This is a genomic window from Paracidovorax konjaci, from assembly GCF_900112675.1.
Lineage (GTDB): Bacteria > Pseudomonadota > Gammaproteobacteria > Burkholderiales > Burkholderiaceae_C > Paracidovorax > Paracidovorax konjaci.
This window is the reverse complement of sequence record NZ_FOMQ01000016.1, coordinates 1-25959: the sequence shown is the minus strand read 5'-3', so window position 1 is coordinate 25959 and position 25959 is coordinate 1. Positions and strand designations below refer to the sequence as shown.

The 25959-nt window shown below is 72.5% G+C and carries 19 protein-coding genes; 8 read left to right on the top strand and 11 right to left on the bottom strand.

All coding sequences use genetic code 11. The features are described from left to right. Window positions 1-54 precede the first annotated feature (54 nt). The 3 genes from BM144_RS19250 (at window position 55) to BM144_RS19240 (ending at window position 4403) form a co-directional block, all read left to right on the top strand. Window positions 55-423, top strand: coding sequence for a DUF2946 family protein (locus tag BM144_RS19250; RefSeq protein WP_092956183.1), 369 nt, complete (start codon window positions 55-57; stop codon window positions 421-423). A 289-nt stretch (window positions 424-712) separates the two neighbouring features. Continuing rightward, entirely contained in the window at window positions 713-2866 is a 2154-nt protein-coding gene (locus BM144_RS19245) for a TonB-dependent receptor (RefSeq protein ID WP_245783736.1), read from the top strand. 79 nt (window positions 2867-2945) lie between these two features. Further along, on the top strand, window positions 2946-4403 hold the full coding sequence (locus BM144_RS19240) for a PepSY-associated TM helix domain-containing protein (RefSeq protein ID WP_175526077.1): 1458 nt from the start codon (window positions 2946-2948) through the stop codon (window positions 4401-4403). A 353-nt stretch (window positions 4404-4756) separates the two neighbouring features. Here the strand turns inward: BM144_RS19240 and BM144_RS19235 are convergent, their stop codons facing one another. Further along, a complete protein-coding gene (locus BM144_RS19235) occupies window positions 4757-6565 on the bottom strand; it encodes a methyl-accepting chemotaxis protein (RefSeq protein ID WP_175526076.1) in 1809 nt (602 codons plus the stop codon). A 211-nt stretch (window positions 6566-6776) separates the two neighbouring features. Here BM144_RS19235 and BM144_RS19230 point away from each other — a divergent pair, with 211 nt between their 5' ends. Together BM144_RS19230 and BM144_RS19225 are read left to right on the top strand one after the other, a co-directional pair. After that, a complete protein-coding gene (locus BM144_RS19230) occupies window positions 6777-8111 on the top strand; it encodes a sulfatase family protein (protein ID WP_092956174.1) in 1335 nt (444 codons plus the stop codon). Between the two features lie 20 nt (window positions 8112-8131). Further along, complete coding sequence (locus BM144_RS19225) at window positions 8132-8977, top strand: creatininase family protein (protein WP_092956171.1); 846 nt, start codon at window positions 8132-8134, stop codon at window positions 8975-8977. Between the two features lie 114 nt (window positions 8978-9091). Here the strand turns inward: BM144_RS19225 and BM144_RS19220 are convergent, their stop codons facing one another. Next, window positions 9092-9766: a histidine phosphatase family protein gene (locus BM144_RS19220; RefSeq protein WP_092956168.1), complete on the bottom strand. Its 675-nt coding sequence runs from the start codon at window positions 9764-9766 to the stop codon at window positions 9092-9094. A 185-nt stretch (window positions 9767-9951) separates the two neighbouring features. Between BM144_RS19220 and BM144_RS19215 the strand changes: the two genes are divergently transcribed. Continuing rightward, entirely contained in the window at window positions 9952-10563 is a 612-nt protein-coding gene (locus BM144_RS19215) for a hypothetical protein (protein ID WP_139225780.1), read from the top strand. Between the two features lie 14 nt (window positions 10564-10577). On the opposite strand, the gene BM144_RS19210 is transcribed toward BM144_RS19215, so the two are convergent. From BM144_RS19210 to BM144_RS19170, 9 genes are all read right to left on the bottom strand, one after another. Beyond that, the gene (locus tag BM144_RS19210; protein ID WP_092956162.1) at window positions 10578-12794 is read right to left on the bottom strand and encodes a DUF6351 family protein; all 2217 of its coding nucleotides are present in this window, start codon (window positions 12792-12794) and stop codon (window positions 10578-10580) included. A 106-nt stretch (window positions 12795-12900) separates the two neighbouring features. Next, on the bottom strand, window positions 12901-13905 hold the full coding sequence (locus BM144_RS19205) for a threonine dehydratase (RefSeq protein WP_092956159.1): 1005 nt from the start codon (window positions 13903-13905) through the stop codon (window positions 12901-12903). Continuing rightward, a complete protein-coding gene (locus tag BM144_RS19200) occupies window positions 13902-14546 on the bottom strand; it encodes a LysE family translocator (RefSeq protein ID WP_092956156.1) in 645 nt (214 codons plus the stop codon). The genes BM144_RS19205 and BM144_RS19200 overlap by 4 nt, the downstream gene beginning before the upstream one ends. Then, window positions 14543-15277, bottom strand: a complete 735-nt coding sequence (locus BM144_RS19195) for a VOC family protein (RefSeq protein ID WP_281246100.1) — start codon at window positions 15275-15277, stop codon at window positions 14543-14545. The genes BM144_RS19200 and BM144_RS19195 overlap by 4 nt, the downstream gene beginning before the upstream one ends. Beyond that, window positions 15274-16161 carry a PhzF family phenazine biosynthesis protein gene (locus tag BM144_RS19190; protein WP_092956153.1) on the bottom strand — a complete coding sequence of 296 codons (888 nt, stop codon included), beginning with the start codon at window positions 16159-16161 and terminating at the stop codon, window positions 15274-15276. The genes BM144_RS19195 and BM144_RS19190 overlap by 4 nt, the downstream gene beginning before the upstream one ends. 142 nt (window positions 16162-16303) lie before the next feature. Continuing rightward, window positions 16304-16924, bottom strand: a complete 621-nt coding sequence (locus BM144_RS19185) for a glutathione S-transferase (protein WP_092956150.1) — start codon at window positions 16922-16924, stop codon at window positions 16304-16306. Window positions 16925-16928: 4 nt separating this feature from the next. Further along, window positions 16929-18125, bottom strand: coding sequence for an aminotransferase-like domain-containing protein (locus BM144_RS19180; protein WP_092956378.1), 1197 nt, complete (start codon window positions 18123-18125; stop codon window positions 16929-16931). A gap of 122 nt (window positions 18126-18247) precedes the next feature. After that, window positions 18248-19204, bottom strand: coding sequence for a DMT family transporter (locus tag BM144_RS19175; protein WP_092956147.1), 957 nt, complete (start codon window positions 19202-19204; stop codon window positions 18248-18250). Beyond that, a complete protein-coding gene (locus tag BM144_RS19170) occupies window positions 19201-19800 on the bottom strand; it encodes a LysE family translocator (protein ID WP_092956144.1) in 600 nt (199 codons plus the stop codon). Before BM144_RS19170 ends, BM144_RS19175 begins: the two co-directional genes overlap by 4 nt. Window positions 19801-19985: 185 nt before the next feature. Between BM144_RS19170 and BM144_RS19165 the strand changes: the two genes are divergently transcribed. Beyond that, on the top strand, window positions 19986-21452 hold the full coding sequence (locus BM144_RS19165; RefSeq protein WP_092956141.1) for an aminotransferase-like domain-containing protein: 1467 nt from the start codon (window positions 19986-19988) through the stop codon (window positions 21450-21452). 157 nt (window positions 21453-21609) lie between these two features. After that, window positions 21610-25959: RHS repeat-associated core domain-containing protein (locus tag BM144_RS19160; RefSeq protein WP_139225779.1), on the top strand; the 4350-nt coding region annotated here is incomplete at its 3' end.

Sequence of the window (25959 nt, the reverse complement as noted above, 5' to 3'; positions counted from 1 at the left end):
CGGCAAGAGCCATCGTCTTGTCGCCTCTCCATTCGATTCGCCTTTTCTGCCTCGGTGAACTCCCTCCTGCCCCACCTCCGCCGCCTGACCCCCTGGGTGCTCGCCTGGTGGATGCTCGCCTTCGGCATGGCCGCGGCCTCGCCGCTGCTGCATCCGCAGAGCCTGCAGGTGGTCTGCAATGCGGCGGGCAGTGCCAAGCTGGTGGTCGTGCAGGACGATGGCAGCGGGCTGCGTGAGATGGGCCAGCACGGCCTCGATTGCGCGCTGTGCCTGGCGGCCGGTGCGCCGCCGCCCGTGCCCGCCGTGGTGCCGCAGGCCGTGTGGCAGCCGCTCGCGCATGCCGTGCGGCCGGTGGTGGCCGCGCGGCTGGCGGCCCTGGTCGGCGCACCGCTGCCCGCGCGCGGGCCTCCGCCGCGCGCCTGATCCGGCAGGTCTGCCGCTGGCCCCCGGTGAGGGGCGCTGCGGCAGCCACCTGTTTCTTTCTCGCTTTTCGTTCCCGTTTCTTTTTTCTCAAGGGGCTTCCTTCCGCTGCCGCGCCGGGTGCTGGGCGCCGGCCGGTGCGTGGATGCGCGAGCGAGTGGCTGGGTGCGTGGGTGCGCCTGCCGGGATGCCGGAAGGCGCCGGCGTTCCCGCGCCCCCGGTTCCGCGGCTGCGCAGCCGCCCGCCACGGAAGGGGCCGCCTGCATGGGGTGAGGTGGATATGGCTATCGGCATGGACATGGATACAGGCATGGACGGGCACCGGCGGCGCCGGCGCAACCGTCTTCTTTCTTTTTCGCCGCGCGTGTGGGCGTCTCCGTTTTCGCTGTCCGCCATCGGCCGCGCCGTGCGCTGCACGGTGCCGGCCGCGTTGGCGGCGCTGCCCGCGGTGGCCGCATGGGCGCAGGCGGAGAGCGGCAGTGCCCCGCCGGACACCAGCCCCGCGCTCACACTGGGCGCCGTGGAGGTGCGCAGCGGCGGCCCGGGCGGAGCCTTGCCCGCGCGCAGCGTGTCCACGTCGGTGGACATCGTGGGCGGCGAGGTGCTGCAGGACGCCCGCGTGGACCATGCCTGGGAGCTGATGGGCCACGCGCCGGGCGTGCAGGTCACGCCGTTCCGCCAGGGCACGGATGCGGGCCGGTTCTCGTTCCGCGGGTTCAATGGCGAGGGGCGGGTGAATGCGATCAAGCTGTTGATCGACGGCATTCCGTCGAACGACAACGCGGGCGGCATGCCGTTCCTCGATGCGGTGTTCCCGCTCGACATCGAGGCGGTGGAAGTGGTGCGCGGCACCAATGATCCGCGCTACGGGCTGCACAACATCGCGGGCAACGTGAACGTGCTCACGCGCACGGGCGGCAACGAGGGGCGCGCGACGGTCACGGCCGGCAGTTTCGGCACGCGCGACGTGCAGGTGGTCAAGGGCATCGAGTCGGGCCCGTGGAGCCAGAACTACGGCCTGTTCTGGCGCACGGGCGATGGCTGGCGAGACCATGCCGAGGGCACGCAGCGCGCGCTGTCGGGCAAGTGGTTCTACACCGACGAGGGCGGGCGCTGGCGCGCCGGGCTCACGGCGCGCGCCTTCCGCAACGAGGCGCAGGAGTCCGGCTACCTCACGCGCGAGCAGGCGGCCGCGCAGCCGCGCTGGTCGCCGCCGTGGTCGGCCTCCGACCGCAGCACGCGCGAGACCGGCCAGCTCGGCCTGCACTGGGACGCCGAACTGGCCGAGCGCCTGTCGTGGACGGCGCGCGCCTACGCCAGCCATTACGAGAACCAGCGCTGGGTGCGTTTCTCGCAGGCCGGCGTGCAGCAGGAGCGCGGCAACGACGAGGACCAGCGCGGCCTCTCGGGCGTGCTCACCTGGCGGCCCGCGGTCGCCTGGGCGCACGCGTTCACGCTGGAGGGTGGCGTGGACGCGCAGTGGCAGGACAACGCCGCGCAGCGCTGGCGCACGGTGGAGCGCGTGCGCACGTCGCAGTTCCGCGATTGGGATTTCGGTTTCCGCACGCAGGGCGCCTACGTGCAGGCCGTGGTGCAGCCCGTGCCGTCGCTGCGCATCGTGCCGGCGCTGCGCGTGGACCGGCTGGACGGCGATTTCACGGACCGGCTCACCGGGCAGCGCTACGGCATCCATGGCTACGGCACGGTGCGCCAGCCCAAGCTCAGCGTCGCCTGGACGGCGCGGGAGGGCGTCACGCTGTATGCCAATGCGGGCCGCACCTTCCAGGTGGGCACGGGCATCGACGCCTACCGCACGCAGGCGCGCGACCTGGGCCCGTCGATCAACGACGGCTGGGAGACGGGCGTGCGCTGGCAGCCGGCCCCGGGACTGGAGGCGCGCGTGGCCGCATGGCGGCAGCGCGCCTCGGGCGAGGTGGCGCGCGTGCTGGGCGTGGACGGGCTGCCCGACCCCGGCGGCCTGGGCAACGTGGGCCGCACGCGGCGCAAGGGCTGGGACGCGCAACTCAATGCGCGCCTGCAGGGCGGCTGGACGGGCTGGGTGGCGTACTCGCACCAGGTGGCGCGCATCGCCGTGCCCGACCCGTCGGCGCCGGCCACGGCGGGCCGCGAGGTCGAGAACGTGCCGCACTACCTCGTGAGCGCGGGCGTGCAGGTGCGCGCCACCGAGGTGCTGCGGCTGTCTGCCAGCGTGACGGCGCAGGGCGACTACTACCTGGACCGCACCAACACCCAGGGCCGCGCGGGGCGCTACGCGCTGCTGGACCTGGGCGCCACCTGGCAGCTCACGCCCGCGGCCGACGTGAGCCTGCAGGTGCGCAACGCTACCGACCGGCGCTATGTCTATGCGTGGTACGACAGCGGCTCTTCGGGCTATTCGCCGGGCGACGGGCGCAGTGTGTCGGTGAGCCTGGGGTGGAGGTTCTGATGGCGCACGGCCGCATTCACTTCCCGGGCGCGCCGGCTCCGTGGACGGGCGAAGGGTTCCAGCGCGATGGAGAAACGAAATGGCTTCCATGACCCGGGGCGCTGATGCGTCCCCCCTGCGCGCCGCCAGCCTGTACCGGGCCGTGTGGCGCTGGCATTTCTATGCGGGGCTGCTGGTGCTGCCCTTCCTGGCGTGGCTGGCGGTGACGGGCGGGGCCTACCTGTTCCAGCGCGAGATCGATGGCTGGTACCACCGCGACCTGCTGCGCGTGCCGGCGGCGCTGGCCGCGCAGCCGGGGCAGTGGTTCCGCTACACGCCGGCCGGGGCGCCCGGCGACAGCGCGAGCGTGGGCATCGCCACGGCCGGGGGCGAGCGCGTGGCGGTGTACGTGGACCCGGCCACCGCGCGCGTGCTGGGGCAGTTGCCCGAACGCGGCACTCTGGCGTGGCAGATCCGGCGGCTGCACAGCCTGAAGGTGATCGGCCCCGTGGCGCGCGGCCTGATCGAGATGGCGGCGGGCTGGGCCGTGGTGCTGGTGGCGACGGGGCTCTACCTCTGGTGGCCGCGGGGCCGCCGGGGCGGCGTGGTGACGGTGCGCGGCCGGCCGTCCGAGCGCGTGTTCTGGCGCGACCTGCATGCCGTGTTGGGCCTGGGCGTGGGGCTGGTGCTCGCGTTCCTGGCGGTCACGGGGCTGCCCTGGTCGGTGTTCCTGGGAGCGCAGGTGAATGCGTGGGCGAACGGCAGCCACTGGGGCTATCCGTCCGGCGTGCGCGTGCAGGTGCCGATGTCGGCCGTGCCGGTGGCGGACACGCTCGCGGTCCCCTGGAGCCTGCAGCAGGCGCGCGTGCCCGCGGCCGCCGCCGCGCAGGCCCCGGCCGGCGGGCACGGCGGGGGCCACGAAGGCCACGAAGGGCATGAAGGGCATGAAGGGCATGGTCCCTCGCCCGCAGCCACGGCCGCACCGGCGCAGGCGATGCCGTCCGCAGCCACCGCGGCCGCCACCCGGCCGCCGCTGGGCCTGGATGCGGCCATGGCCGCCTTCGGGCGCCTGGGGCTGGCGCCGGGCTTCAGCGTGGCCGCGCCGCAGGGGCCGGGCGGGGTCTACACGGCCTCGGCCTACCCGAGCGCACTGGAGGGCCAGCGCGTGGTGCACCTCGACCAGTACACGGGCCGGCCGCTCATCGACATGGGCTATGCCGACTACGGCCCCGTGGCGAAAGGGCTGGAATGGGGCATCAACGTGCACCTCGGGCAGCAGTACGGCGTGGCCAACCAGATCGTGCTGGCGGTGGCCTGCGCGGGCATCGTGCTGCTGTGCGTGGCGGGCGCGGTGGCCTGGTGGAAGCGCCGCCCGGCCGGCGGCCTGGGCGTGCCGCCGCTGCCCGCGCAGCCGCGCGCGCTCTGGTGGGTGGTGGCGATCATCGCGGCCGCGGGCGTGGCGATGCCGCTGCTGGGGCTGTCGCTGCTGTGCATGCTGGCGCTGGATGCCTGGGGGCAGGCGCGGGTGCGCTGGCGGCTCGGGCAGGGCACGGCCTGAAGCGGGCAGGCGGGCAGGGCCCCGGTACGGCCCTGCCGGCTGCGCCGCTTCGAAGGGGCGCGCTGCGCATCGCGGCAGGCAGGCCGGCTGGAGGCTGTTGCTGTCGAAGATGGTTTGCTATGTTTTGTATAGCAAACTATTCAATGAAACCGGCGGCATGGAGCCTGTTTGGCTTGGAATGCATCGCGTCCATGCCCGCCGGTTGCCTTCCCCCCCTTCTGCGTCCGTACCCCGGCGCGGCGCGGAATGGGCCCCGGCACGCTCGATCAGCTTGCTATCTTTTAAATAGCAATTTTTTCAATGAATCCGGCGGCATGGAGCCGTTCGGGCCCGAAACGCCGGCCGGCGCCGGCTCAGAAGGTCTCCCAGTCGTCGTTGTTGCCGCTGGCGGCCTTCGCCGGCGTGGCGGCGGCGGGTGCGGCGGCGGCGGCCGGGAGGGCGATGCGCTGGCCCTGCGCGGACGGGGGCGCGGGGGTGCGGGGCGCGGCCACGCGTGGGGCGGGCGCCGGCACGGGGGCCTTGGCCTGCTGCAGCGCGGTCTGGGTCGCGCGTGCGGTGTCGCGGCTGCGGTGCTGAGCCTGGGCGATGACGGCGTGGGAGACGGCCTCGTCCACCTGGAAGACGCTGACCAGCTCCACGAGGCGGGAGGCCTGGGAGTTGAGGCTGTCGGCGGCGGCGGCCGATTCCTCGACGAGGGCGGCGTTCTGCTGGGTGACCTGGTCGAGCTGGTTGACGGCGTCGCCCACCTGGGAGATGCCCTGCGCCTGCTCGTGGGTGGCCGCGCCGATCTCGGCGATGAGGTCGGCGACGCGGCGGGTCTGCTCGACGATCTCGCCCATGGTGGAGCCGGCCTCGCCCACGAGCTGGGAGCCCGTCTCGACCTTGGAGACGCTCTCGCCGATGAGGGCCTTGATCTCCTTGGCGGCCTGCGCCGAGCGCTGCGCGAGGGTGCGCACTTCGGAGGCGACGACGGCGAAGCCCCGGCCCTGCTCGCCGGCGCGGGCGGCCTCGACGGCGGCGTTGAGCGCGAGGATGTTGGTCTGGAAGGCGATGGAGTCGATGACGCCGATGATGTCGCCGATCTTGCGGGAGCTGGCGGTGATGTCCTCCATGGTGCGGACCACGTTGCCGACGACCTCGCCGCCGCGGGCGGCGGTGGAGGAGGCCGAAGAGGCGAGCTGGGAGGCGGTGCGCACGGTGTCGGCGTTCTGCTGGACGGTGGAGTTCATCTCCTCCATGGAGGCGGCGGTCTGCTGGAGGTTGGAGGCCTGCTCCTCGGTGCGCTGGCTGAGGTCGGCGTTGCCGGTGGCGATCTGGGAGGCGCCGGTGGCGATGGACTCGCTGCTGTGGCGGACTTCGGAGACGACCTGGGCGAGGTTGGAGCGCATGGCGCTCATGGCGGCGAGCACGCTGGAGGAGTCGCCCGTGCGCAGATCGACCTGCACGGCGAGGTTGCCGCGGGCGACTTCCTGGGCGATCCGGGCGGCGTAGGCGGGCTCTCCGCCCAGCTGGGTCTTCACGCGCCGCGTGATGGTCCAGGCGACGAGCGCGCCGAGGGCGGCCGACACCACGGCCAGCACCACCAGGGCGTTGCCCGCGGCGGCGGCATCGCGCTCCGAGGTTTCCGCCATCTCGGTGGTCATCTTGCGCTGGTAGCCCATCATGTCCTCGACGGCATCGAAGTAGGCGTTCTGGGCCGTACGCATCTCGCCCAGCAGCAGCTTGCGCGCGCTTTCCAGGTCGTTGGCCAGGCCCAGCCGCTCGACCTTGCGCAGGGTGTCCAGGAAAGCCGGGCGCACCGCGGAGAGCCGGTCCATGAGGGCCCGCGCCTCCGGCGAGCGCACGCGCTGCTGGAGGGTGTTCATCACCTCCGTCGTGCGCGCGATCACGCCGTCCAGGCGCTTGCTTTCCTCGGCCATGCCCTGCGCATCGTCGATCAGCACGATGTTGCGGACCGAGCGCGCGACGATGTTGGTGTTGTCCTTGACTTCCTGCAGCAGCATCAGCGTGCCCAGCCGGTCGCTGGACAGCGTGCGGATGTTCACGCCGATCTGGTCGAGCTGGATGCGGCCATAGGCGGACACCAGGAATCCGATGGCGATCACGATGGCGAAGCCGGCGCCGAGCATGGTGCCCAGCTTCAAGTTCCTGAATAGACCCACGTCATTCTCCTCTCGGTAACGTTTTGTTAAACATTCCCGGAACGTACCATCGCAGGCCCGGTTACGTATTGAATTTTTCAATGCGGGCGGCGTTTTCAGCCGGTGGAATAAATCCCTTTTGTCCTCGGTCAGACCGCGGGGCCGTCGGTGACCTGGCCGCCACGCCGCGGGCCGCGCGACAATGGCCTTTTCCCCGCTCCGCCTTCCGCCGATGACTGCCCAGCCCCAGCGCCCCAACCTTCTTTTCATCCTGGCCGACGACCTGGGGTATGCCGACCTCGGCTGCACCGGCGCACGCGATGCGGCGAGCCGCCCGGTGGACGTCTCGCCGCGGCTGGACGCGATGGCCGCGCAGGGCCTGCGCTGCACGCGCGGCTATTCCAATTCGGCCGTGTGCTCGCCCACGCGCTTCGCGCTCGCCACGGGCCGCTGGCAGTACCGCCTGCGGGGCGCGGCCGAAGAGCCCATCGCGAGCGTGCACGGCGACAAGGTGCTGGGCCTGCCGCCCTCGCACCCCACGCTGCCCTCGCTGCTGCGCGATGCGGGCTACGCCACTGCGCTCGTCGGCAAGTGGCACCTGGGCTACCCGCCGCATTTCGGCCCGCGCCTCTCGGGCTACGAGGCGTTCTACGGCTTCCACGCGGGCGGTGCCGACTACTTCGCCCACTGCGACCCGCGTGGCCGCCCCGACTTCTGGGAGAACGAGGCCCCGCACGAGGAGGAGGGCTACCTCACCGACCTGCTGAGCCGCCGCGCCGCCGACTTCGTGCGCCGCCAGACGGCCGACCAGCCCTTTCTGCTGAGCCTGCACTACAGCGCGCCGCACTGGCCCTGGCTCACGCGCGACGACCAGGAAGAATCGCGCCGCATCGGCGGCTTCGGCAAGCACACCGACGGCGGCAGCCTGGAAACCTACCAGCGCATGGTCCACCACATGGACGAAGGCATCGGCTGGGTGCTCGACGCGCTGGCCGAGCGCGGGCTGGCAGACAACACGCTCGTCGTCTTCACGAGCGACAACGGCGGCGAGCGCTTCTCCAACAACTGGCCCTTCGTGGGCCAGAAGATGGACCTGCTCGAAGGCGGCATCCGCGTGCCGCTGCTGGCGCGTTGGCCCGCGCGCATCGCGGCGGGCAGCGTGAGCGACACGCCCAGCCTCACCATGGACTGGACGGCGACCTTCCTCGCCGCCGCCGGCGTGGCCGCGCACCCGGACTACCCGCTCGACGGCCTGAGCCTGCTGCCCTTGCTGGACGACCCCGCCTGGGAGCCCGCGCGCGATCTGTGCTGGCGCATGAAGCACCGCGACCAGCGCGCGCTGGTGCGGGGCCGGCACAAGTACCTGCAGGTCGATGGCATCGAATACCTCTTCGACGTGGTGGCCGACCCGCGCGAGCGCGCCAACCTGCAGGGCCGCGAACCCGGGCGCCTCGCCGCGCTGCGCGCCGCCTGGCAGGCGTGGGACGCCGGCCTGCCGCCCGTTCCGGAGGAGGCCAAGGTCTCGCTGGTGTTCACGCGGCAGGACCTGCCGCAGGCCACGTTCTGACCCTCGCCAAAGGCCTGCCCGTGCCATCGTCCCCCGCGCCGTTCCCTTCCCGCTTCTGGGCCGAGCTGTCCACGCGCGATTTCGCGCAGGCGCAGGCCTCGGGGCTCGCCGCGCGCACCGTCGCCGTACTGCCCGTGGCGGCCGTCGAGCAGCATGGGCCGCACCTGCCGCTCAGCGTCGATGCGGCGCTGCTGCAGGGCGTGATCGACGCCGCGCTGCCCCGGCTGCCGGCCGATCTGCCCGTGCTGTTCCTGCCCCCGCAGAACGTGGGCTTCAGCACCGAGCACACGGCCTTTCCCGGCACGCTCACGCTCTCGCCCGGCACGCTGATCGCGCTCTGGAGCGAGCTGGGCGCCTGCGTGGCCCGCGCCGGCGTGAAAAAGCTGCTGCTCTTCAACGGCCACGGCGGGCAGGTGAGCGTGATGGACATCGTGGCGCGCGAGCTGCGCCAGCGCCACGGCCTGCTGGTCTATGGCGCGAGCTGGTTCAGCCTGCCGCTGCCCGAGGCCGTGAGCGCGCAGTTCAGCGCCGAAGAGCACCGCTTCGGCATCCACGGCGGGCAGATCGAGACGGCGATGATGCTGCACCTCGCGCCCGGCCAGGTTCGCATGGAGCATGCGGGGCGCTTCCGCTCCACCTCGCAGGACCGGGCCGAACGCTATCCCCTCCTGGGCAACGGCCGCAGCGCCAAGATGGGCTGGGCGATGCAGGATTACCACCCGGCCGGCGCGGTCGGCAACGCGGCGGATGCGACGGCGCTCCAGGGGCGCGCGGTGGTGGAGGCCGCGGCGGACGGGCTGGCGCAGCTGCTGCGGGAGATCGCGGAACTGCCACCGGACACCGTGGTGGACACGGCGCGTTTCTGAGGGGAAAACGGCGCACCGCAACGGTGTGCTTGAAACGGGCATGGGCGGCTTCCTGCCCGGTGCCGAGCAACCCCCTGTGGTACTTGGTGCTTCGCGGTGACCCGAGGGGGCGTATCAGGCGTGGGTCACCCACCCGGCATGCTCGGGTGTGTCCAGGTGCGGGAGCGTGTTGAAGGTCTGCAGCATCAGCCGCTTGGGGGCGATGCTGAACTCGGTCACCGCCGAGTTGCGGATGCGCATGTTGAGCGCGATGGTCACCTCGGGCGGCGTGGAAAGCACCGCGCCCACGGCCGTGGAGATGGGGCCGCCGCTCGATACCAGCAGCACGTTGTGCCCCACGTGGTGGCGGCGTATGTGGTCCAGCGCCGCGCGCACGCCGTCCGAGAACGCCAGCCAGTCCGGCATGCCGGCGGGGCCGATGGTGCCGCCCATCCACTGCGCGAGCGCATCGCAGAGCAGGCGGAAGTGCTGGCGGTAGCGCTCGGGGGTGTCGGCGGGCGGCAGGGGCTGGGGATGGATGGCCCCGATCAGCGCCGCGCTGTCGTACTCGTCCAGCGCGGGCAGGGCCTGCAGCGGCTCGGGCGCGGCCTGCAGCCCTTGCGCGATGCCCGCCAGCGTCTGTGCGTGGCGGCGCAGGGTGCCCGTGTAGACGGCATCGAAGCGCAGGCCGCGCTCTCGCCAGTAGGTCCCCAGCCGCACCGCCTGCTCGTGCCCGCGCGGGCTGAGCTGGTCGTAGTCCTGGGCGCCAAACGAGGCCTGGCCGTGGCGCACGAGGTAGAGGGTTCCCATGGCTGGAATTCTGGTCCGCGCCCGGGGCGGGGTTTGTCTCCGGGGTGACGGGGGCATGGCATGCCGCGGCCCGCGGGCCTTCGCATTTCCGTGCGGTGTTTCGGGGCGGCGCTGGCGGCGCATGGCGGCCCCGGGCATCCTTCCTGGAGCGCAGTGCTCTTTGCCGCTGCTTTCGATGGATTGCCATGCCTCCTGTCAACCTTCGCCGCCAGGTCCTGGATCCCCACCACCGCCCCGTGGACGATGGCCATGCCCGACGGCCCCCGCAACAGAAGACGCCGCCTGGCCCCTCCCCGCTGTCCCGGGTTTCCAATGCGCCGGAGGGCCTGCCTTCCCGCGAGGCCTCCACGGCGCCCATGCTGCGGCGCAGCAAGGCGTCTGTCTATGAGTGGACCGGAAACCCCACGGACGAGGCGCCTGGCGTGCTGCGGAGAAAGCCCAAGGTCCATTTCGCGGAAGGCTCCGCAGCGACGGACGGCCCGGGCAAGGCCAGCAAGGTGCGGGAAGCCGCGGACGACTCGGAGCAGATCAATCGCCACGCGCAGCGCCTGTTGCAGATCCATGGCCGGTCGATCGCCCCTGACGTGGTGGAAAACATCCGCTCCGGCATCTACTACGAGAGCAAGGAAGTCCCTCCCAAGCGGCGCCTGCAAACCCAGGGCGACTGGGACAGGTCGCGCAAGGAAGCGAACCAGCGCCTTGGGGAGGCCGTTCTCCAGTCCTATCGGCGCATGGTGGTCGAAGGCCACGTGCCGTTCAAGGCCCGCAAGCAATTCGTGCAGCTGAGCGAGCGCTGAAGCAGCCTTGCGCGTCAGTACCGCTGCCAGGTCCCCGCGGGCGGCCGTTGCCCCACGCCGGGCTGGCGGTAGTCGCACACGCCCTGGGGAAACGTGCGGGCCAGGCGCGCAAGCTGCTCCGGGGTGGGCACGAAGGGGGCGTAATCCGCCGCGGCCACGGGCTGGAGGCGGCACTTGAGCACGTCGTCCGAGAGCGGCCCGCCGGCGGCCATGCGCGGCGGGGGGGTGAGCGGGTAGAGGGCGCGGCAGAGGCCCGCGCCGTCCGGGGTGGCGGGCTCGGTGATGCGCTGGGCGGTCGCGGGGTCCCAGCAGGCGTCCGCGGCCTCGGCCGGCCTGGTGCGCCGCACGGTGTCCGGGGTGGCGGGGCCGGGCTGCGCCGCGATGCCGTCGAGCCACTGCGTCATGGTGCCCAGGCGTACGTCCAGCGTGTCGCGCGCGAGCTGCGCCAGCACCTGCTGCTGCGGGGCGCCCAGGCCCCGGAGCTGCGCGAGGCTGGAGTGCGGCAGCACCCAGATCACCTGGTTGCCGGCCTGCCCGTTCGCGCGCACCAACTGCTCGCGGATCTTGAGGTCGTTGTAGAGGGTGTGGATGTCCCCGCCCGGCTCGGCATAGGTGCGCATGTGCAGGATCGGCACGCTGCCCAGCCCGCCGCCGCCCGAGCCCACGCGCCCCGTGGCATAGGCGCGCTCCAGCTCCGTGGTGCCGGCCTCGGTGCGCGCGGGCACGAGGTTTCCGTCGCCGTCCATGCCGCCGATGCCCTCGTTGAGCGCCACGAAGTCGTCGAAGGCCAGCGTGCCGGCGCGCAGCGCCCGCAGGCCGTACTGCACGCCCACGTTGTCGAGCGGGCGCAGCGCATGCCCCCGGCCGTCGCGGCCCAGGCTGTTGGCGTGTGCGTCGTAGAGGGAGCAGCGCGCGCCGCCCGGGTGGTCCGTGGGGTGGTAGACGGCGGCCGCGTTGCGGAGCCCGCAGGCGGGTGTCACGGCGCCGCGGGTGGCCACCAGCGCGTCGCCCAGCCCCGTGTCCCAGTTGGCGCAGGCGCCCTGGAGGTGGCCCTCGAAGGCCTGGCGCGTGGCGGCGCTGGCCGGGTGGCGCTGGAACCAGCGGTTCAGCAGGCGGCAATCGCTCACGGCCATGGCGGTGCTGAACACGTCGGGGAACGCCGCGTCCGGCATCAGGCCGTCGAGGATGCCCGGGTAGTTCTGCGCGATCAGCATCTGCTGGATGGCCCCGCCCGAGCCGCCCATGCCCACCATCCAGCGCGGCGTGCCGTAGGTCTTGGCGATGTGCTCGCGCAGCCGCAGCGCGGTTTCGGCCGAGACCACGTCGTTCACGTTCACCCGGTGGATGTTGAGCGTGGAGACGACATAGGCGAAGCCCCGCGAGAGGGCGGTGAGGCTCTGCGCGTCGGTGGGCGTGGTGCGGAACACGTCGGTGGCCTGGTTCACGCCCTGCTGGTACTGCACGCCGGTGGATTCGCCGAAGCGGAACACGATGCGGCGGTTCCAGGCCGATGAGCCGCCCGAAGGCTCGGTGCGCGGGTCGGCCAGCACGCCGATGCGGTAGATGGAGCGGTTGATCGTGCCGGATTCGACGCGCACGATGAAGGGCACCGTGCGGCCCTCCAGCGGGGTGGCGGTGGCGAGGTCGGCGGGCCGCTCGCCCAGCGGGTCGGCCAGGGGGCGGACGGCGCCCTGGGCGGTCACGTAGAACCAGTCGTAGCGGCGGGCGGCGGTGCAGTCGGCGTCCAGCGGCGCGCCCAGGCCCGTGTCCTCGGTGCGGCATTCAAAAGGGGCGAGGCGCGGGCCGGAGAACAGCGGGCCCGCGTCCGGGTGGTTCCGCAGCGCCAGCGTGCCCAGCACCTGCCCGTGCGCATCGGTGGCCACGACCTCGTTGCGGCCGGGGCGCAGCCCCTGGAGCAGCCACTCATGGCGGCCGGCGCGGGGCGTGGCCTCCAGCGGCGCGGCCACCGGCGTGCCGTTGAGGGAGATGCGCACCGCCTCCGGCGCCACGCCGGCCGGCAGGTCGATCGCCACGCGCGCACTGCCGCCGCTCACCAGGTCCGCCGGGCTGGAGACCACCGAGAGCCCGCCGGCGGGCATGCCCCCCTGCGGCCCGGAAGTCCCGCAGGCCGCGAGCAGGCCCAGCAGGGCGGCCGAGGCCGCCAGCGTGCGGGCCAGGGGATGCGAAAGAAGGCGGCGGGCGGCGCGGGCCGTGCGAAGGCGCTGGGGCATGGCGAAGGCAGTCGCCGGGACGACCGGTGTGGATGACGCGGCGGATTGTAGAAACGTTCCGCACGGAGGAATGTTTTACCCGGTTCCGCGCGGTGGCGATTCGCAGTCAGCTTGACGCGGCCTGCAGGGTGTGCGCAAACACCGCCGCGTCCACGTTGCCGCCGGTGAGCGGCAGCCCCACCACCCGGCCGGCCAGCCGGTCCTTGTCCTGCAGCGCGGCCGCGAGGGCGGCCGCGCCCGCGCCCTCGGCCACGTTGTGCGTGTCCGCGAAGAGGGCGCGCATGGCCGTCGCCACCTCGTCGTCGCTCACGCGCACCACGCGGTCGAGGTGCGGCGCGAGGATGGCGAGCGCCTCGGGATCGGCCACGCGGCAGGCCATGCCGTCGGCGAGCTGCGTGGTCACGGGCGCTTCCACCACGCGGCCGGCGGCGATGGAGTCCGCATAGGTGGTGGCGTGGGCGCTCACCACGCCCACGATGCGCACGCCGTGGCTCAGCGCCTGCTTCGCGGCGATGGCCGAGCATGCGCCCGAGCCCTGGCCGATGGGCACATAGGCCACGTCCATGTGCGGCACGGCGCGCAGGAACTCCCACCAGTAGGTGGCCACGCCGCGCAGCAGGTCGGCATGGAAGCTCGGCACCATGTGCGCGCCGCGCCCGGCGGCCAGTTGCATGGCATGTTCGCGCGCTTCCTGGAAATCCTGGCCGTGCTCGATGAGCGCCACGCCCAGCGCGCGCATCGCGGCGTTCTTCTCGACCGAGTTGCCGTGCGGCACGACGATGGTGCAGGCCACGCCGTGGCGGCGCGCGGCCCAGCCCAGGCTCTGGCCGTGGTTGCCGCGCGTGGCGCTGATCACCTCGCGCGGCAACGGGCCTCGGCGCGCGAGCTGGTCGAAGTACGTGAGGCCGCCGCGGATCTTGAAGGCGCCGACGGGCGTATGGTTCTCGTGCTTGAGCCAGCACTCCGCGCCCAGGCGCTCGCCCAGCAGCGCCCAGCGGTACTGCGGCGTGGCCGCGAAATCCGCATACACCACCTGCGCGGCGGCCTCGATGTCGGCGAGCGTGGGCAGCGCCGCGGACGGCAGCGCGGATGCGGGGAGGGCGGCGTTCATGGCGTGGCCTTTCTGTCGGTGAAGAGGATCTTGAGGGCCAGCGCACCGAGCACCGTGCCCATCAGGTAGCGCTGGGCCTGCACCCAGGTGGCGCTGCGGTGCAGGAACACGGCGACGCGCGCGGCGAACAGTACGAGCAGGGCATTGACCAGCGCGCTGATGCCGATCTGCAGGGCGCCCAGCGTGAAGGTCTGCGCGAGCCACGAGCCCCGCTCGGGGTGCAGGAACTGCGGGAAGAACGACACGTAGAACATCGCCACCTTCGGGTTCAGCGCGCTCGTGAGAAAGCCCATCAGGGCGAGTTTGCGCGGACCGTCGTGCGGCAGGTCGCGTGCCTCGAAGGGCGCGCTGCCGCCGGGCTTGACGGCCTGCCAGGCCATCCACAGCAGGTAGGCCGCGCCCGCGATGCGCAGCGCGTCGAAGGCGAGCGGCACGGCCATGAGCAGCGCCGACAGGCCCAGCGCCGTGGCCAGCAGGTGCACGCCGAAGCCGGCCACCACGCCCGCGAGCGACAGCAGCCCCGCGCGCGGGCCCTGCGTGAGGCTGCGCGAGACGCAATAGACCATGTTGGGCCCCGGCGTGAGCACGAGCACGAGCGCTGCCAGTGCGAAGAGCAGCAGTTCCTGCGGGGTGAATGTCATGCGGCGGTCTCCGGGGTTTGCGATGCGATGGACATGGTGCCGCGCGGCGTGCCGAAGGTGGCGGTGAGCCGGCCGGCCGGCGCCGGCGTGCAGGGCAGGCCGTGCAGGCCGATCGCCGCGCAGGCGGCTTCGAGGGCGCCTGCCTGGGGGTGCGCGAGCGCGAGCGACTGCAGCGCCACCCCGCTCTCGGGCAGGCTGTAGCAAGGGTGGCGGTCGCCCCACTGGATGAGCGTGGGCAGGCAGCCGTCCATCAGGCGCTGGCCGTCGGGCCGCACGGTGATGCGCCACTCCAGCAGGCCGAACGGCGTGGGCCGGCCCGCGGTAACGATCTCGCCGCGCTCCAGTCCGCGCGCCGCGAGCGCCGCATGCGCGGCCGCGATGCCGGGCACCGAGGCCACCCAGTGGATCAGTTGCGGGCCGCCGCGCTCCACCTGGGCGCACAGCGCGGCGTCGTCCATGTCGAACCAGCGCCGTGCGCCGGGCGGCAGCGCGGGCCGGGCCCGCGGGTCGAGCGCGATGACTTCCAGGTAGGCGCGCGGGTGCGCGGCGCTGGAGACGTTCAGCAGCCGGTTGTGCGTGCCCATCAGAGGATGCGCGCCGCCGGGCGCGGTCTCCACGCCCAGCACCTGCCGGCACCAGCGGTCGCCGTCTTCCAGCGTGGCCGCCATCACCACGAGGTGGTCGATGCCCGGCGCGGCGTTTTCGGCGCCGGGCGCGGAGGGTCCGCTCACAGCAGCACCTGCCCGTCCACGCAGGTGACCGAGCCACCGCCCACCCAGATCGTGCCTGCGTCCTGCTCGACGTGCACGCGCCCCGCGCGGCCCAGGGCCGTGCCCTGGCTGGCGATGTAGCGCGCCGGCGCCAGGTGCGCGCCGATGAGCCATTGCGCGAGCGCGGCGTTCAGGCTGCCGGTCACGGGGTCTTCGGCCAGGCCGTTGCCTCCCGGGAAGAAGGCGCGCACTTCGAAGGCCACGCCGTCGTCATCGCCCTGAGAGCCGTGGCTGCCCACCACGCCGACCTTGCCGCGCGGGCCCACCACGCCGATGTCAAGCGTGCCCAGCACGGCCGCGTCCGGCCGCAGGGCGAGCACCGCCTCGGCCGAGGACAGCATCACGCCGCGCCAGTTCGGGCCGTTGTCGCACCATGCGTGGCCCACGATGTCGGTGCGTGCTATGCCCAGGCCGCGCGCGATCAGTTCCACGTCGTCCTCGGGCAGCGGGCCGCTCTTGATGAGCGGCGGCGCGGCGAAGGCCAGCCGGCCTTCGCCGCGCCGCAGCGTGACCTGGCCGATGCCGCATTCCTGCACCACGCGCCCCGGCGTGCGCGGCTGGCCGCCGGCTTCCAGCCAGGCGTGGCAGCTGCCGAGCGTGGGGTGGCCCGCGAACGGCAGCTCGCGGCCGGGGCAGAAGATGCGCACGCGGTAATCGGCGCCCGCAGCGCGGCCCTCTTCGGTGGGCGGCAGCAGGAAGGTGGCCTCGGAGAGGTTGGTCCAGTTCGTGAAGTGCTGCATCTCCTCGGTGCTCAGGCCCTCGCCATCGAGCACCACGGCCAGCGGGTTGCCGAGGTAGGGGCGGTCGGTGAACACATCGACTTGCTTGAAGGGGCGTTGGCGCATGGTGCGGAGACTCCTGTGGAAAGAACGGACGGTGGGCGGCGGGACGCCGGCGCAGCGGACGGGCCGCGCGCAGCCCTTCCCGGCGGCCATCGGGCCGCCGCGGAACGGGCCGGGAAAGTGGCCGCCCCCTGCGGGGCGGGCGTCAGCTGAGCGGCTGGTCGAGCACGCCCAGCGTGCCCGTGCGCGCGCGCAGCGCGCCGTACCAGCGCTCCAGGTGCGGCCGCGCGGGCCGATCCTGCGGCAGGCCCCACCAGCGGTGGATCTCGCAACCCACGGGGATGTCGGCCATCGTGAAGCGGTCGCCCGCCAGGTAGGCGTGCCGCGCGAGGTGCGCGTCGAGCAGTTCCATCAGCGGCTCGGTGGCGGCCACCGAGCGCGCGATGGCGGCATCGTCGCGCTGCGCGGCAGGCGTGCGGATCCATTGCAGGAACGCGTCGCGGCCGGCCGGATTGAGCGTGGTCTGCTGCCAGTCCATCCACTGCTCGGCCAGGAAGCGCGTGGGCAGGTCCTCGGGGTAGAGGTCGCCCGGCGCGTGGCGCGCGCAGAGGTAGCGCACGATGGTGTTCGACTCCCAGAGGGCGACGCCGTCATCCTCGATGAGCGGCACCAGCCCGTTGGGATTGAGCGCGAGGAACTGCGGCTCGCGCACGATCCCGAACTGGCCGCCCGCGTCGGTGCGCTGCAGTTCCAGCCCGAGTTCCTGCGTGGCCCACAGGACCTTGCGCACGTTGATGGAAGAGGTCCGTCCCCAGAGCCGCAGCATCGCTTCAGGCCTCCAGTGCCTGCGGCAGGCGCGCGCGGACGGCGGCCGCCAGGGAGGCGATGCCGGTCTGGATCTGCTGCGCGCTCGCGGTGACGAACGACAGGCGCAGCGTGCGCGTGTCGGGGTTTTCCGCGTAGAAGGCCGCGCCGGGCACGAAGGCCACGTTGCGCTCCACCGCCTCGGGCAGCAGGTCGAGCGCGCTCATGCCCTCGGGCAGGCGGGCCCAGAGGAACATGCCGCCGTCGGGCCGGTTCCAGGTCACGCCCAGGCCCTGCATCTCGCGGTCCAGCGCTTCCAGCATCGCGTCGCGCTGCTGCTTGTAGAGCGCGCGGATGGTGGGCACGTGGCGGTCCAGGAAGCCGCCCTTCATCACCTCGGCCACCATGCGCTGGTTGAAGCCCGGCGTGTGCAGGTCGGCCGCCTGCTTGGCCTGCAGCAGCTTGGGGTAGAGGGCGCGCGGCGCCACCAGGAAGCCCAGGCGCAGGCCGGGGGCCAGCACCTTCGAGAACGAGCCCAGGTAGATGCAGCCCTCGGGGTTGCGCGCGGTGAGCGGCAGCGGCGGCGGCTGGTCGAACCAGAGGTCGCCGTAGGGGTTGTCTTCGACCAGCGGCAGGCCCAGCTCGGCGGCCTGCGCGGAGAGGGCGGCGCGGCGCGCCTCGCTCATCGTGCGGCCCGTGGGGTTCTGGAAGTTCGGCAGCAGGTACATGAAGCGCGCGCGGTCGGCGCCCGAGCCCATCTTGGCCGCGAGGTCGCCCGGCAGCGGGCCCTCGTCGTCGCTCGCCACGCTGTGCACTTCGGGCTCCATCGGCGCGAAGGCCTGCAGCGCGCCGAGGTAGGTGGGCGTCTCCACCAGCACGCGGCTGCCCGCGTCGATCAGCACCTTGGCCACGAGGTCCAGGCCCTGCTGCGAGCCGGTGGTGATCAGCACCTGCTCGGGCGACACGTCCCAGGGCAGGAAATCGGCCACGGCTTCGCGCAGCGGCAGGTAGCCTTCGCTGGCCGCGTACTGCAGCGCGGAGGGGCCGTCATGGCCGAGCACGGTGGCGCAGGCCTGTGCGAACGCATCGACCGGGAAGGTCTTGGGGGAGGGCAGCCCGCCGGCCAGGCTGATGATGCCGGGCTTCTCGGTGACCTTGAGGATCTCGCGGATCACCGAGGGGTTCATCTTTGCGGCGCGTTGGGCCAGGGTCCAGTTCGTCATGGAAATCATCTCCAGTGGCGCGCCGATGGAAGGGCGCGGCCTCGTTCGTGTCGTCGTTGTCGTAGAAAGGCCGTTGTGCGGCCGGGGGGCGGGGCAGGGGTGGGCCCCGCCGGGAAAGGAGCTTAACTGCGTGGCGGGCTCCCGGGGAGGGCCGGGGCCCGGGCGGGCGCGCGGCGGCCGATGAACACCGTGGCCATCACGGCCAGCCCGAAGCCCAGGCTGACCGCGTCCAGCCGCTCGCCGAGCAGCGGCACGGCGAACAGCATGCCGAGGAACGGCTGCACCAGCTGCACCTGGCTCACGCGCACCGTGCCGCCCAGCGCCAGGCCGCGGTACCACGCGAAAAATCCGAGCCACATCGAGAACACCGACACGTAGGCCAGCGCCGCCCAGGCCGAAGGCGCCACGGGCGCCGTGGGAAACGTGAGCGCGGCGACCGGCAGCGTCACGGGCAGGGCCAGCACCAGCGCCCAGCAGATCACCGCCCCGGCCGGCATGCGCTGCGACAGCCGCCCGCCGAAGCCGTAGCCCACGGCGGCGCACAGCACGGCCGCCAGCAGCAGCGCATCGGCCGGGTGCAGCGCGAGGCCGCCGTCCGAGCGGCGCAGCGCGAAAGCCACCACCAGCGCCGTGCCGGCCAGCGCGCAGAGCCAGAAGCGCGGCGAGGGCCGCTGGCGGTGCAGCAGCGCGCCCACGAGCGCCGTGGCCAGCGGCAGCAGGCCGATCACCACGCTCGCATGCACGGCGGCCACGTGGCGCATGGCCAGCGAGGTCAGCAGCGGAAAGCCGAACACCACGCCCAGCGACGTGAGCGCGAGCGGAGCCCAGTCCCGGCGGGCGGGCAGCGGCGCGCGCTGCAGGAGCAGCAGCGCCGCCGACAGCAGCCCCGCGATGGCCGCGCGGCCGATGGCGACGAACGCGCCCGAGAGCTGCGGCGCCTCGTGCGTGCCCACGGCCAGCCGCGTCATCGGCAGCGTGAACGCGAAGATGGCCACGCCCAGCAGGCCCCAGAGCAGGCCGTGCGCCTCGGAGGACGGGGGCGGCGCGAGGGGCGGCGAAGCCGGCAGCGCGGCGCTCATGCCGTCACCATCCAGGCGGCCGTGGCGGCCAGCACCAGCGCCATCGCCCGGTTGAACCAGAGCAGCCGCGCGCCCTCGGCAAGCCACTGGCGCAGCAGGGCGCCCGTGGCCGCATAGAGCAGGTTGCTGGCGAAGGCGAACACCACCATCACCGGCACCACCACCACGAGGCGCTGCAGGCCGTCCGGGCGGCCCGCCACCCAGCCCGCCACGATGGTGAGCGCGAGCAGCCAGGCCTTGATGTTCACGAACTGCAGCGCAGCCCCTTCCCAGAAGCCCACGTCCATGCGGGCGCCGTCGGCATCGGCGAGCCGGCCGCTCTGCGACAGCTTCCAGGCCAGCCACAGCAGGTAGGCGATGCCCACCGCCTTGATGGCCGTGCGCAGCATCGGCATGGCCACCACCGCGGCCCCGATCCCGGCCGCGCAGACCAGCAGCAGCGCCGTCCAGCCCACGGGCACGGCGCACACGAAGCGCATGGCCGGACGCAGGCCGCGGTTGGCCGCGAGGGCCGTCGAGAGCGTGGTGTTGGGGCCGGGCGAGAAACTCATCGCGGCGGCCAGCACCAGCAGGGCAGTGAATTCGACCAGGGGCATGGGGCAGGGCAGTGGAGGGAGGAGGGGATGGGGGGTTTCCGTGCGTCCACTGTAGGGATGATTCCGCTACAGTTCCGATACAGACAGTGGGACAAGAGCAATGAACTGTGCCGGTGCGCAGATCAGCACAGTGCCGGCCCGCCCGTCCTGTGGTCCCGCCCTGCCCCGCCTCCCGAAAGCCGCCCATGCTCACCCGCACCCCCGAACGCACCCTGACCGAACAGCTCGCCGAGCGGTTCGCGGAACGCATCCGCAGCCGCCTGCTGCCCGTCGGCGCGCGCCTGCCCTCGGTGCGCGAATGCGCGCGCCAGCAGGGCGTGAGCCCCTACACCGTGGTGGCCGCCTACGACCAGCTGCTGGCCCAGGGCCTCGTGGAAGCCCGCCGCCAGCGCGGGTTCTTCGTACGAGATTCAGTGCAAAAACTGCCCCATGCCGCCGGATCCATTGAAAAGATTGCTATCAAAGATGTAGCAAATGCCTCGCGGGCGACGTCGCCCTTGGGCGCGGCCGTCCTGCCCATGTCGGGCTCGCACATCAACGCCACCACGCTCATCCGCGGCATGTTCCACCAGGCGTCGTCCAAGCCCCAGCCCGGCGCGGGCGTGTTCCCGCCGGCCTGGCTGGAGGATGCGCGCTTCATGCCCGCCGCCGTGCGCCGCGTGACCGCGGGCCGCGCGCTGCAGGACGGCTCGCTCGTCTATGGCGAGCCGCGCGGCGACGCCGGGCTGCGCGATGCGCTCGCGCGGCGCCTGGCCGACCTGAGCGTGCCCGCGCAGCCCGGGCAGATCATCACCACCGTGGGCGCCACGCACGCGCTCGACATCGTGAGCCGCACCCTGCTCAAGGCCGGCGACCCGGTGATGGTGGAAGAGCCCGGCTGGTCGGTGGAGTTCGCGCGGCTCGATGCGCTGGGCATGCGCGTGCTGCCCGTGCCGCGCGGCCCCCTGGGCCCCGACCTGGACGTGATGGCCCGCTACTGCGAGGCCCACGCCCCCAAGCTCTTCGTGAGCGTGAGCGTGCTGCACAACCCCACGGGCTACAGCCTCTCGCCGGGCCACGCGCACCAGATCCTGCAGCTCGCCAACCGGCACGGCTTCCACATCGTCGAGGACGACACCTACGGCCACATCGCACCCGAACACGCCACGCGCCTGTCCGCGCTCGACGGCCTGCGCCGCACCATCTACGTGAACGGCTTCGCCAAGATCCTCGCGCCCAACTGGCGCGTGGGCTACCTCGCCGCCCCGCCCGGCCTCGTCGAGCGCCTGCTGGACACCAAGCTGCTCTCCACCCTCACCACCCCGTCCATCCTGGAAAAGGCGCTGGCGCTGTGCATCGAGCAGGGCCAGCTGCGCCGCCACGCCGAGCGCATGCGCCTGCGCCTGGCCCAGGCCCGCGCGCGCAGCGTGCAGATCGCGCTGGAAGCCGGCCAGCGCTTCGCCGCCGAGCCCGCCGGCATGTTCGGCTGGGTGGAGACCGGCGTGGACACCGACATGCTCGCGCAGCGCATGCTCGACGAGGGCTACCTCATCGCCCCCGGCGCGCTCTTCCACGCCACCCGCCGGCCCTGCACCCTCATGCGCATCAACTTCGCGACCACGCAGGACCCGGGGTTCTGGAAGGTGTTCCGGCGGGCGGCGGATCTGGGTTGAGCAAAAAATGCCGGTGATTGCGTAACCTGCAGTCCATCTCCGGGGCCGGCATCGGGGCGGTTGCCGGCTGTAACTTTCCAGCCACTCGTCATGGCGTGGGGGGCATTCCGGCGGGCTGGCCGGTATGCTGCCGGCCATAAACGAAGGGGAGGCCGGCATGGGGTGGAGAGAGATCGCAGGGTTTTTGGCTCGCCGGGCGCGGGGTGGCGGCGTGGTGATGGCGCTGCTGTCCATGCTGGGCCCGGTGCCGGCGCAGGCGGAGATGCAGCCGGTCCTGGAGTGGGCATCGACGCTGGCTTGCCGTGGGGCGGATCCGGCCCAGGTGGCGGCATGCGCCATCAGGAACGCCAGTTCTTCCGCGGCCGAGATGGATTGGAACTGCGTTCTGCTCAACGAGAACATCGACAACAACCACTACTACTGCTATGCCTCGCGCGGAGGCGGTACCTGGGGGTCCGCCACCCGGCTCGGCGAATTCTGCCCGGAGAACAGCGTGGCCTCCGCGTCCGGCACCGGCTGCGACTGCAAGCCGGGCTTCGAGGAAGCCGACGACCCGATGACGCCGGAGACCACGCCGCAGATGTGCCGGCTGGTGGCCCCGCCGGTTTCCATGCCGGTGACGGCGCCCAACGCGCCCGCGATGTGCCTGCGCGACGGGCTGGTCGGCGGCAACCCGATCCAGTTCGGGCTCGGCAAGAAGGTCCAGAGCGAAGTGGACTACGTGCAGGAGAACTCGGGCCTGCTCTCGTTCGTGCGGCACTACGGCAGCGCCATGGACGCGCTGGAGCCGGTCTTCGGCCTGCGCACCGACAACAGCTCGCTCGGGCTGTGGCGGCACAGCTTCCAGGCGAGCCTGCAGATCCGCCAGCAGTACGCGTTCGTGCTGTTCCCGGAAGGGGGCATCAAGTACTTCAAGGTGCGGATGAACCAGAACGTCTGGCCCGACGCGAACGGCTCGGGCGATGCCATCGAGCGCGTGGGCTGGAACTACGTCTACCGGCGCGCGCAGGAAGGCGATGCCTGGGTGTTCTCGCAGGAGGGCTGGCTCATCGAATACCGGGACCGGTCCGGCCCCGTGCTCTCCTTCAGCCACAACACGTCAGGCTTTGTCCTGGCGGCCTGGGACCGGTACGGGCAGAGCCTGCAGTTCAGCTACAACTACGACGGCCGGATGACCTCGGTGACCACCCCCGGGGGCCAGCGCATCGACTACACCTACGACGGCGCCGGCCGCCTCTCGCAGGTGACCTACCCGGACGGCACCACCAAAGGCTACCTCTACGAAGACCCGTCGCGGCCGCGGCTGCTGACGGGCATCCGGGACGAGAACGGCGTGCGCTTCGCCACCTTCGGCTACGACCCGCAGGGGCGGGCGGTGCGCACCGAGCATGCCGGCGGGGTGCTGCGCTACAGCGCCGACTACGCCATCGCGGCCGATGGGCAGATCAGCGGCGCGGCGGTGACCGACCCGCTGGGCACCCTGCGCAACTACACCTTCACCGGCCGCAACGGGGAGCTGGGCGTCTCGGGGGCCAGCCTGCCCTCGGGCACCGGGCAGGCCGACGCGGCCCACCGCGAGCAGACCGCGGAGGGCCTCACCCATTCGGAAACCGACTTCCTGGGCCGCCGGACCACCACCACGTGGGACGGCGCGCGGCGGCTGCCGCTCACCGTGACCGAGGCGGTCGGCACGCCCGGGCAGCGCACCACCACCACCGAATGGCACCCCCAGTGGGGCCTGCCCGTGCGCACCACCGAAGCCGGCCGGGAAACCACCACCACCTACGACAGCGCGGGAAGGCCGCTCAGCACCACGGTCACCGACACCTCGGTGAGCCCGGCGCGAAGCCGCACCAGCCAGTGGACCTACCATGCCGATGGCCGCGTGGCCAGCGCCATGGAGCCCGGCGGCGCCACGGCCACCTACCAATACGACAGCCTGGGCAACCTCACCGAGGCCACCGATGCCCTGGGCCGGCGCAGCACCTACACCCACGACGCGGCCGGCCGCGTGCTCACCGCGACGGGGCCGAGCGGCATCACCGCCAGCTACCGATACGACCTGCGCGGCCGGCTGCTGAGCGCCACCCGCGCGGGCCTCACGCACAGCTACACCTGGCGCCCGAGCGGCCAACTGGCGGGCGTGACCCTGCCCGGCGGCTACAGCGCGAGCTACCAGTACGACGCGGCGCAGCGCCTGGTCGGCTGGAGCGACAACCGCGGCGCGAGCGGCAGCTACACGCTCGACGCCATGGGCAACCGCGTGGGCGAGAACGTGCAGGACGCACAGGGTGCCCGGGCCCTGCAGATCGCGCGCACCATCAACGCCCTCAACCGCCCGGACGCCGAATCCGTGGGCGCATTGCAGGCCACCCGCTACGGCTACGACGCCAACGGGGAAGCGGTGAGCCGGACCCGCACGGAAGGCGGGCTCGACCGGACCACGCGCTGGGGCCTGGACGCGCTGCGGCGCGTGCAGAGCATCACCGACGCGCAGAACGCGAGCGCCACGCTGGCCTACGACGCGCAGGACGCGGTGGTGCAGGCCACGGACTTCAACGGGGTGGCGACGGGCTACGTGCGCGATGCGCTGGGCAACGCGCTGCAGGAGACCACGCCGGACGGAGGCGCGGTCACCACCAGCTACGACGCGCTGGGCCTGCCGCAGGCGATCACCGACGCGCTGGGCCGCGCGAGCCATATCGCGCGGGACAGCCTGGGCCGGCCCACGCAGATCGTCAGCAGCAGTAGCAGCGCCGCAGGGACAACCGCTGCCGGTACCAGCAGCCGCACCACGGTGCTGCGCTACGACCTGCCCGGGCCCGACTACAACGCCGAGGGCGCGCCGCAGGCGAGCGTGGGGCACTTGAGCGAGATCCAGGACCCGGAGGTCACCACGCGCTACCAGCGCGACCTGCTGGGCCGCGTCACGCGCAAGGTGGAGATCCTCGCCAACGGCGACACGCGCACGCTGGGCTACCGCTACGCGGAGGCGGGCAGCGCGGGGGCCGGGCAGATCGCGGCCATCACCTACCCGAGCGGGCGCCAGGTGCAGTACCAGTACGACGCGACGGGCCAGCTGACGGGGCTCACGTGGGACGGCCAGCCGCTGCTCGCGAACCTCGCCTGGAACCCGCTGGGCCAGCCGACGGCGTGGCAGTGGAGCGGATTCGGCCCGAACCAGGCCGAGCAGCGCAGCTACACGACGGCGGGCCAACTGGCCGCGAGCCGGCTGCTGCCCGCACTGGCGTGGGACGGCGCCGGGCGCGTGACCCGCATCCAGCAGCGCCACGCCCTGCCGGGCACCAGTGGCAGCAGCAGCGGCACGGATGCCCAGCAGGCCACCCTGACCAGCGCCTTCACCTACGACGCCGTGGGCCGCCTCACGGCCAGCGCCCACAGCGCCCCCGCGGGCCTTGCCCTGCCCCTGGGCTGGGGCCTGGGCGACACGCTGGGCGCGACGGCCAGCGGCTACGCGTGGGATGCGAACGGCAACCGCACCCAGGTGCACCACACGAGCGCGACCGGCGCGGGCAGCGACACACTGGAGCGGATCTACACCCTCGCCACCGGCAGCAACCGCCTGCAGGGCTATGCCGAAACCTTCACACCGGCAGGAAGCGCGGCCCAGGTCACCCAGGTGGCGTACAGCCAGGACGCCACGGGGGCGCTGACGAAGAAGGGCGACACGTTCCTGCACTACGGCGTGGAGGGCCGCATCACCGCGGCCAGTGCGAGCAGCGACCCGGCCGGTGCCCTGGCCGTCAGCTACACCACCAACGCCCTGGGCCAGCGCGTGTTCAAGCGCGACGCGCGCCTGTCCGGCAGCAGCACCCCCGCGATCACGCAGCAGACGGTGTACGCGGAGGACGCCATCGGCAGCACCGTGCTGGGCCAGTACGGCAACCGCCGCAGCAGCGACAGCGCCGCCCCTGCCGGCGAAATGGACAGCACGGAGGTGATCTGGCTGCCCACCGCCACGGGCCCGCTGCCGGTGGCCGCGCAGATCAACGGCAGGCTGTACGCCATCGATGCGGACCACCTGAACACGCCAAGGAGGCTGACGAACGCGCAGGGGCAGGTGGTGTGGCAGTGGCTCATCACCGGCTTTGGCGAGGCCAACCCCACCACCGGCGCCACGGGCTACGCGCAGAGCGGGCAAGCCGGCATCCGCAGCTACGGGGAAGCGGTGCGGTTCGACCTGCGGTATCCGGGGCAGGTGTGGGACGAGGAGACGGGGCTGAACTACAACCTGCACCGGTACTACGACGCGGCGAGCGGGAGGTACATCCAGGCCGATCCGATCGGGCTGGAGGGCGGGTGGAATCGGTTTGGGTATGTGGGCGCCGATCCGCTGAACTTCTCGGACGATGAAGGCCTGCAAAGGCGTTCGGCCGTGCCTCCGGTCAGTTATGCGCAAAGTCTGCTCAACGCGCAGGGTGTGAATCTCACAAGCCAGATTCGGCAGTACCAGCCCAACTATGCGCCGATGTATGTTTCGGCTCCT

What these genes read in the sequence shown, in the direction of transcription:
- BM144_RS19215 (WP_139225780.1), top strand. Translation starts at nt 9,952, where the DNA reads ATGCCTCCTGTCAACCTTCGCCGCCAGGTCCTGGATCCCCACCACCGC.
- BM144_RS19175 (WP_092956147.1), bottom strand. Translation starts at nt 19,204, where the DNA reads ATGAGCGCCGCGCTGCCGGCTTCGCCGCCCCTCGCGCCGCCCCCGTCC.
- BM144_RS19230 (WP_092956174.1), top strand. Translation starts at nt 6,777, where the DNA reads ATGACTGCCCAGCCCCAGCGCCCCAACCTTCTTTTCATCCTGGCCGAC.
- BM144_RS19180 (WP_092956378.1), bottom strand. Translation starts at nt 18,125, where the DNA reads ATGACGAACTGGACCCTGGCCCAACGCGCCGCAAAGATGAACCCCTCG.
- BM144_RS19245 (WP_245783736.1), top strand. Translation starts at nt 713, where the DNA reads ATGGACATGGATACAGGCATGGACGGGCACCGGCGGCGCCGGCGCAAC.
- BM144_RS19210 (WP_092956162.1), bottom strand. Translation starts at nt 12,794, where the DNA reads ATGCCCCAGCGCCTTCGCACGGCCCGCGCCGCCCGCCGCCTTCTTTCG.
- BM144_RS19190 (WP_092956153.1), bottom strand. Translation starts at nt 16,161, where the DNA reads ATGCGCCAACGCCCCTTCAAGCAAGTCGATGTGTTCACCGACCGCCCC.
- BM144_RS19165 (WP_092956141.1), top strand. Translation starts at nt 19,986, where the DNA reads ATGCTCACCCGCACCCCCGAACGCACCCTGACCGAACAGCTCGCCGAG.
- BM144_RS19200 (WP_092956156.1), bottom strand. Translation starts at nt 14,546, where the DNA reads ATGACATTCACCCCGCAGGAACTGCTGCTCTTCGCACTGGCAGCGCTC.
- BM144_RS19170 (WP_092956144.1), bottom strand. Translation starts at nt 19,800, where the DNA reads ATGCCCCTGGTCGAATTCACTGCCCTGCTGGTGCTGGCCGCCGCGATG.
- BM144_RS19240 (WP_175526077.1), top strand. Translation starts at nt 2,946, where the DNA reads ATGGCTTCCATGACCCGGGGCGCTGATGCGTCCCCCCTGCGCGCCGCC.
- BM144_RS19205 (WP_092956159.1), bottom strand. Translation starts at nt 13,905, where the DNA reads ATGAACGCCGCCCTCCCCGCATCCGCGCTGCCGTCCGCGGCGCTGCCC.
- BM144_RS19220 (WP_092956168.1), bottom strand. Translation starts at nt 9,766, where the DNA reads ATGGGAACCCTCTACCTCGTGCGCCACGGCCAGGCCTCGTTTGGCGCC.
- BM144_RS19185 (WP_092956150.1), bottom strand. Translation starts at nt 16,924, where the DNA reads ATGCTGCGGCTCTGGGGACGGACCTCTTCCATCAACGTGCGCAAGGTC.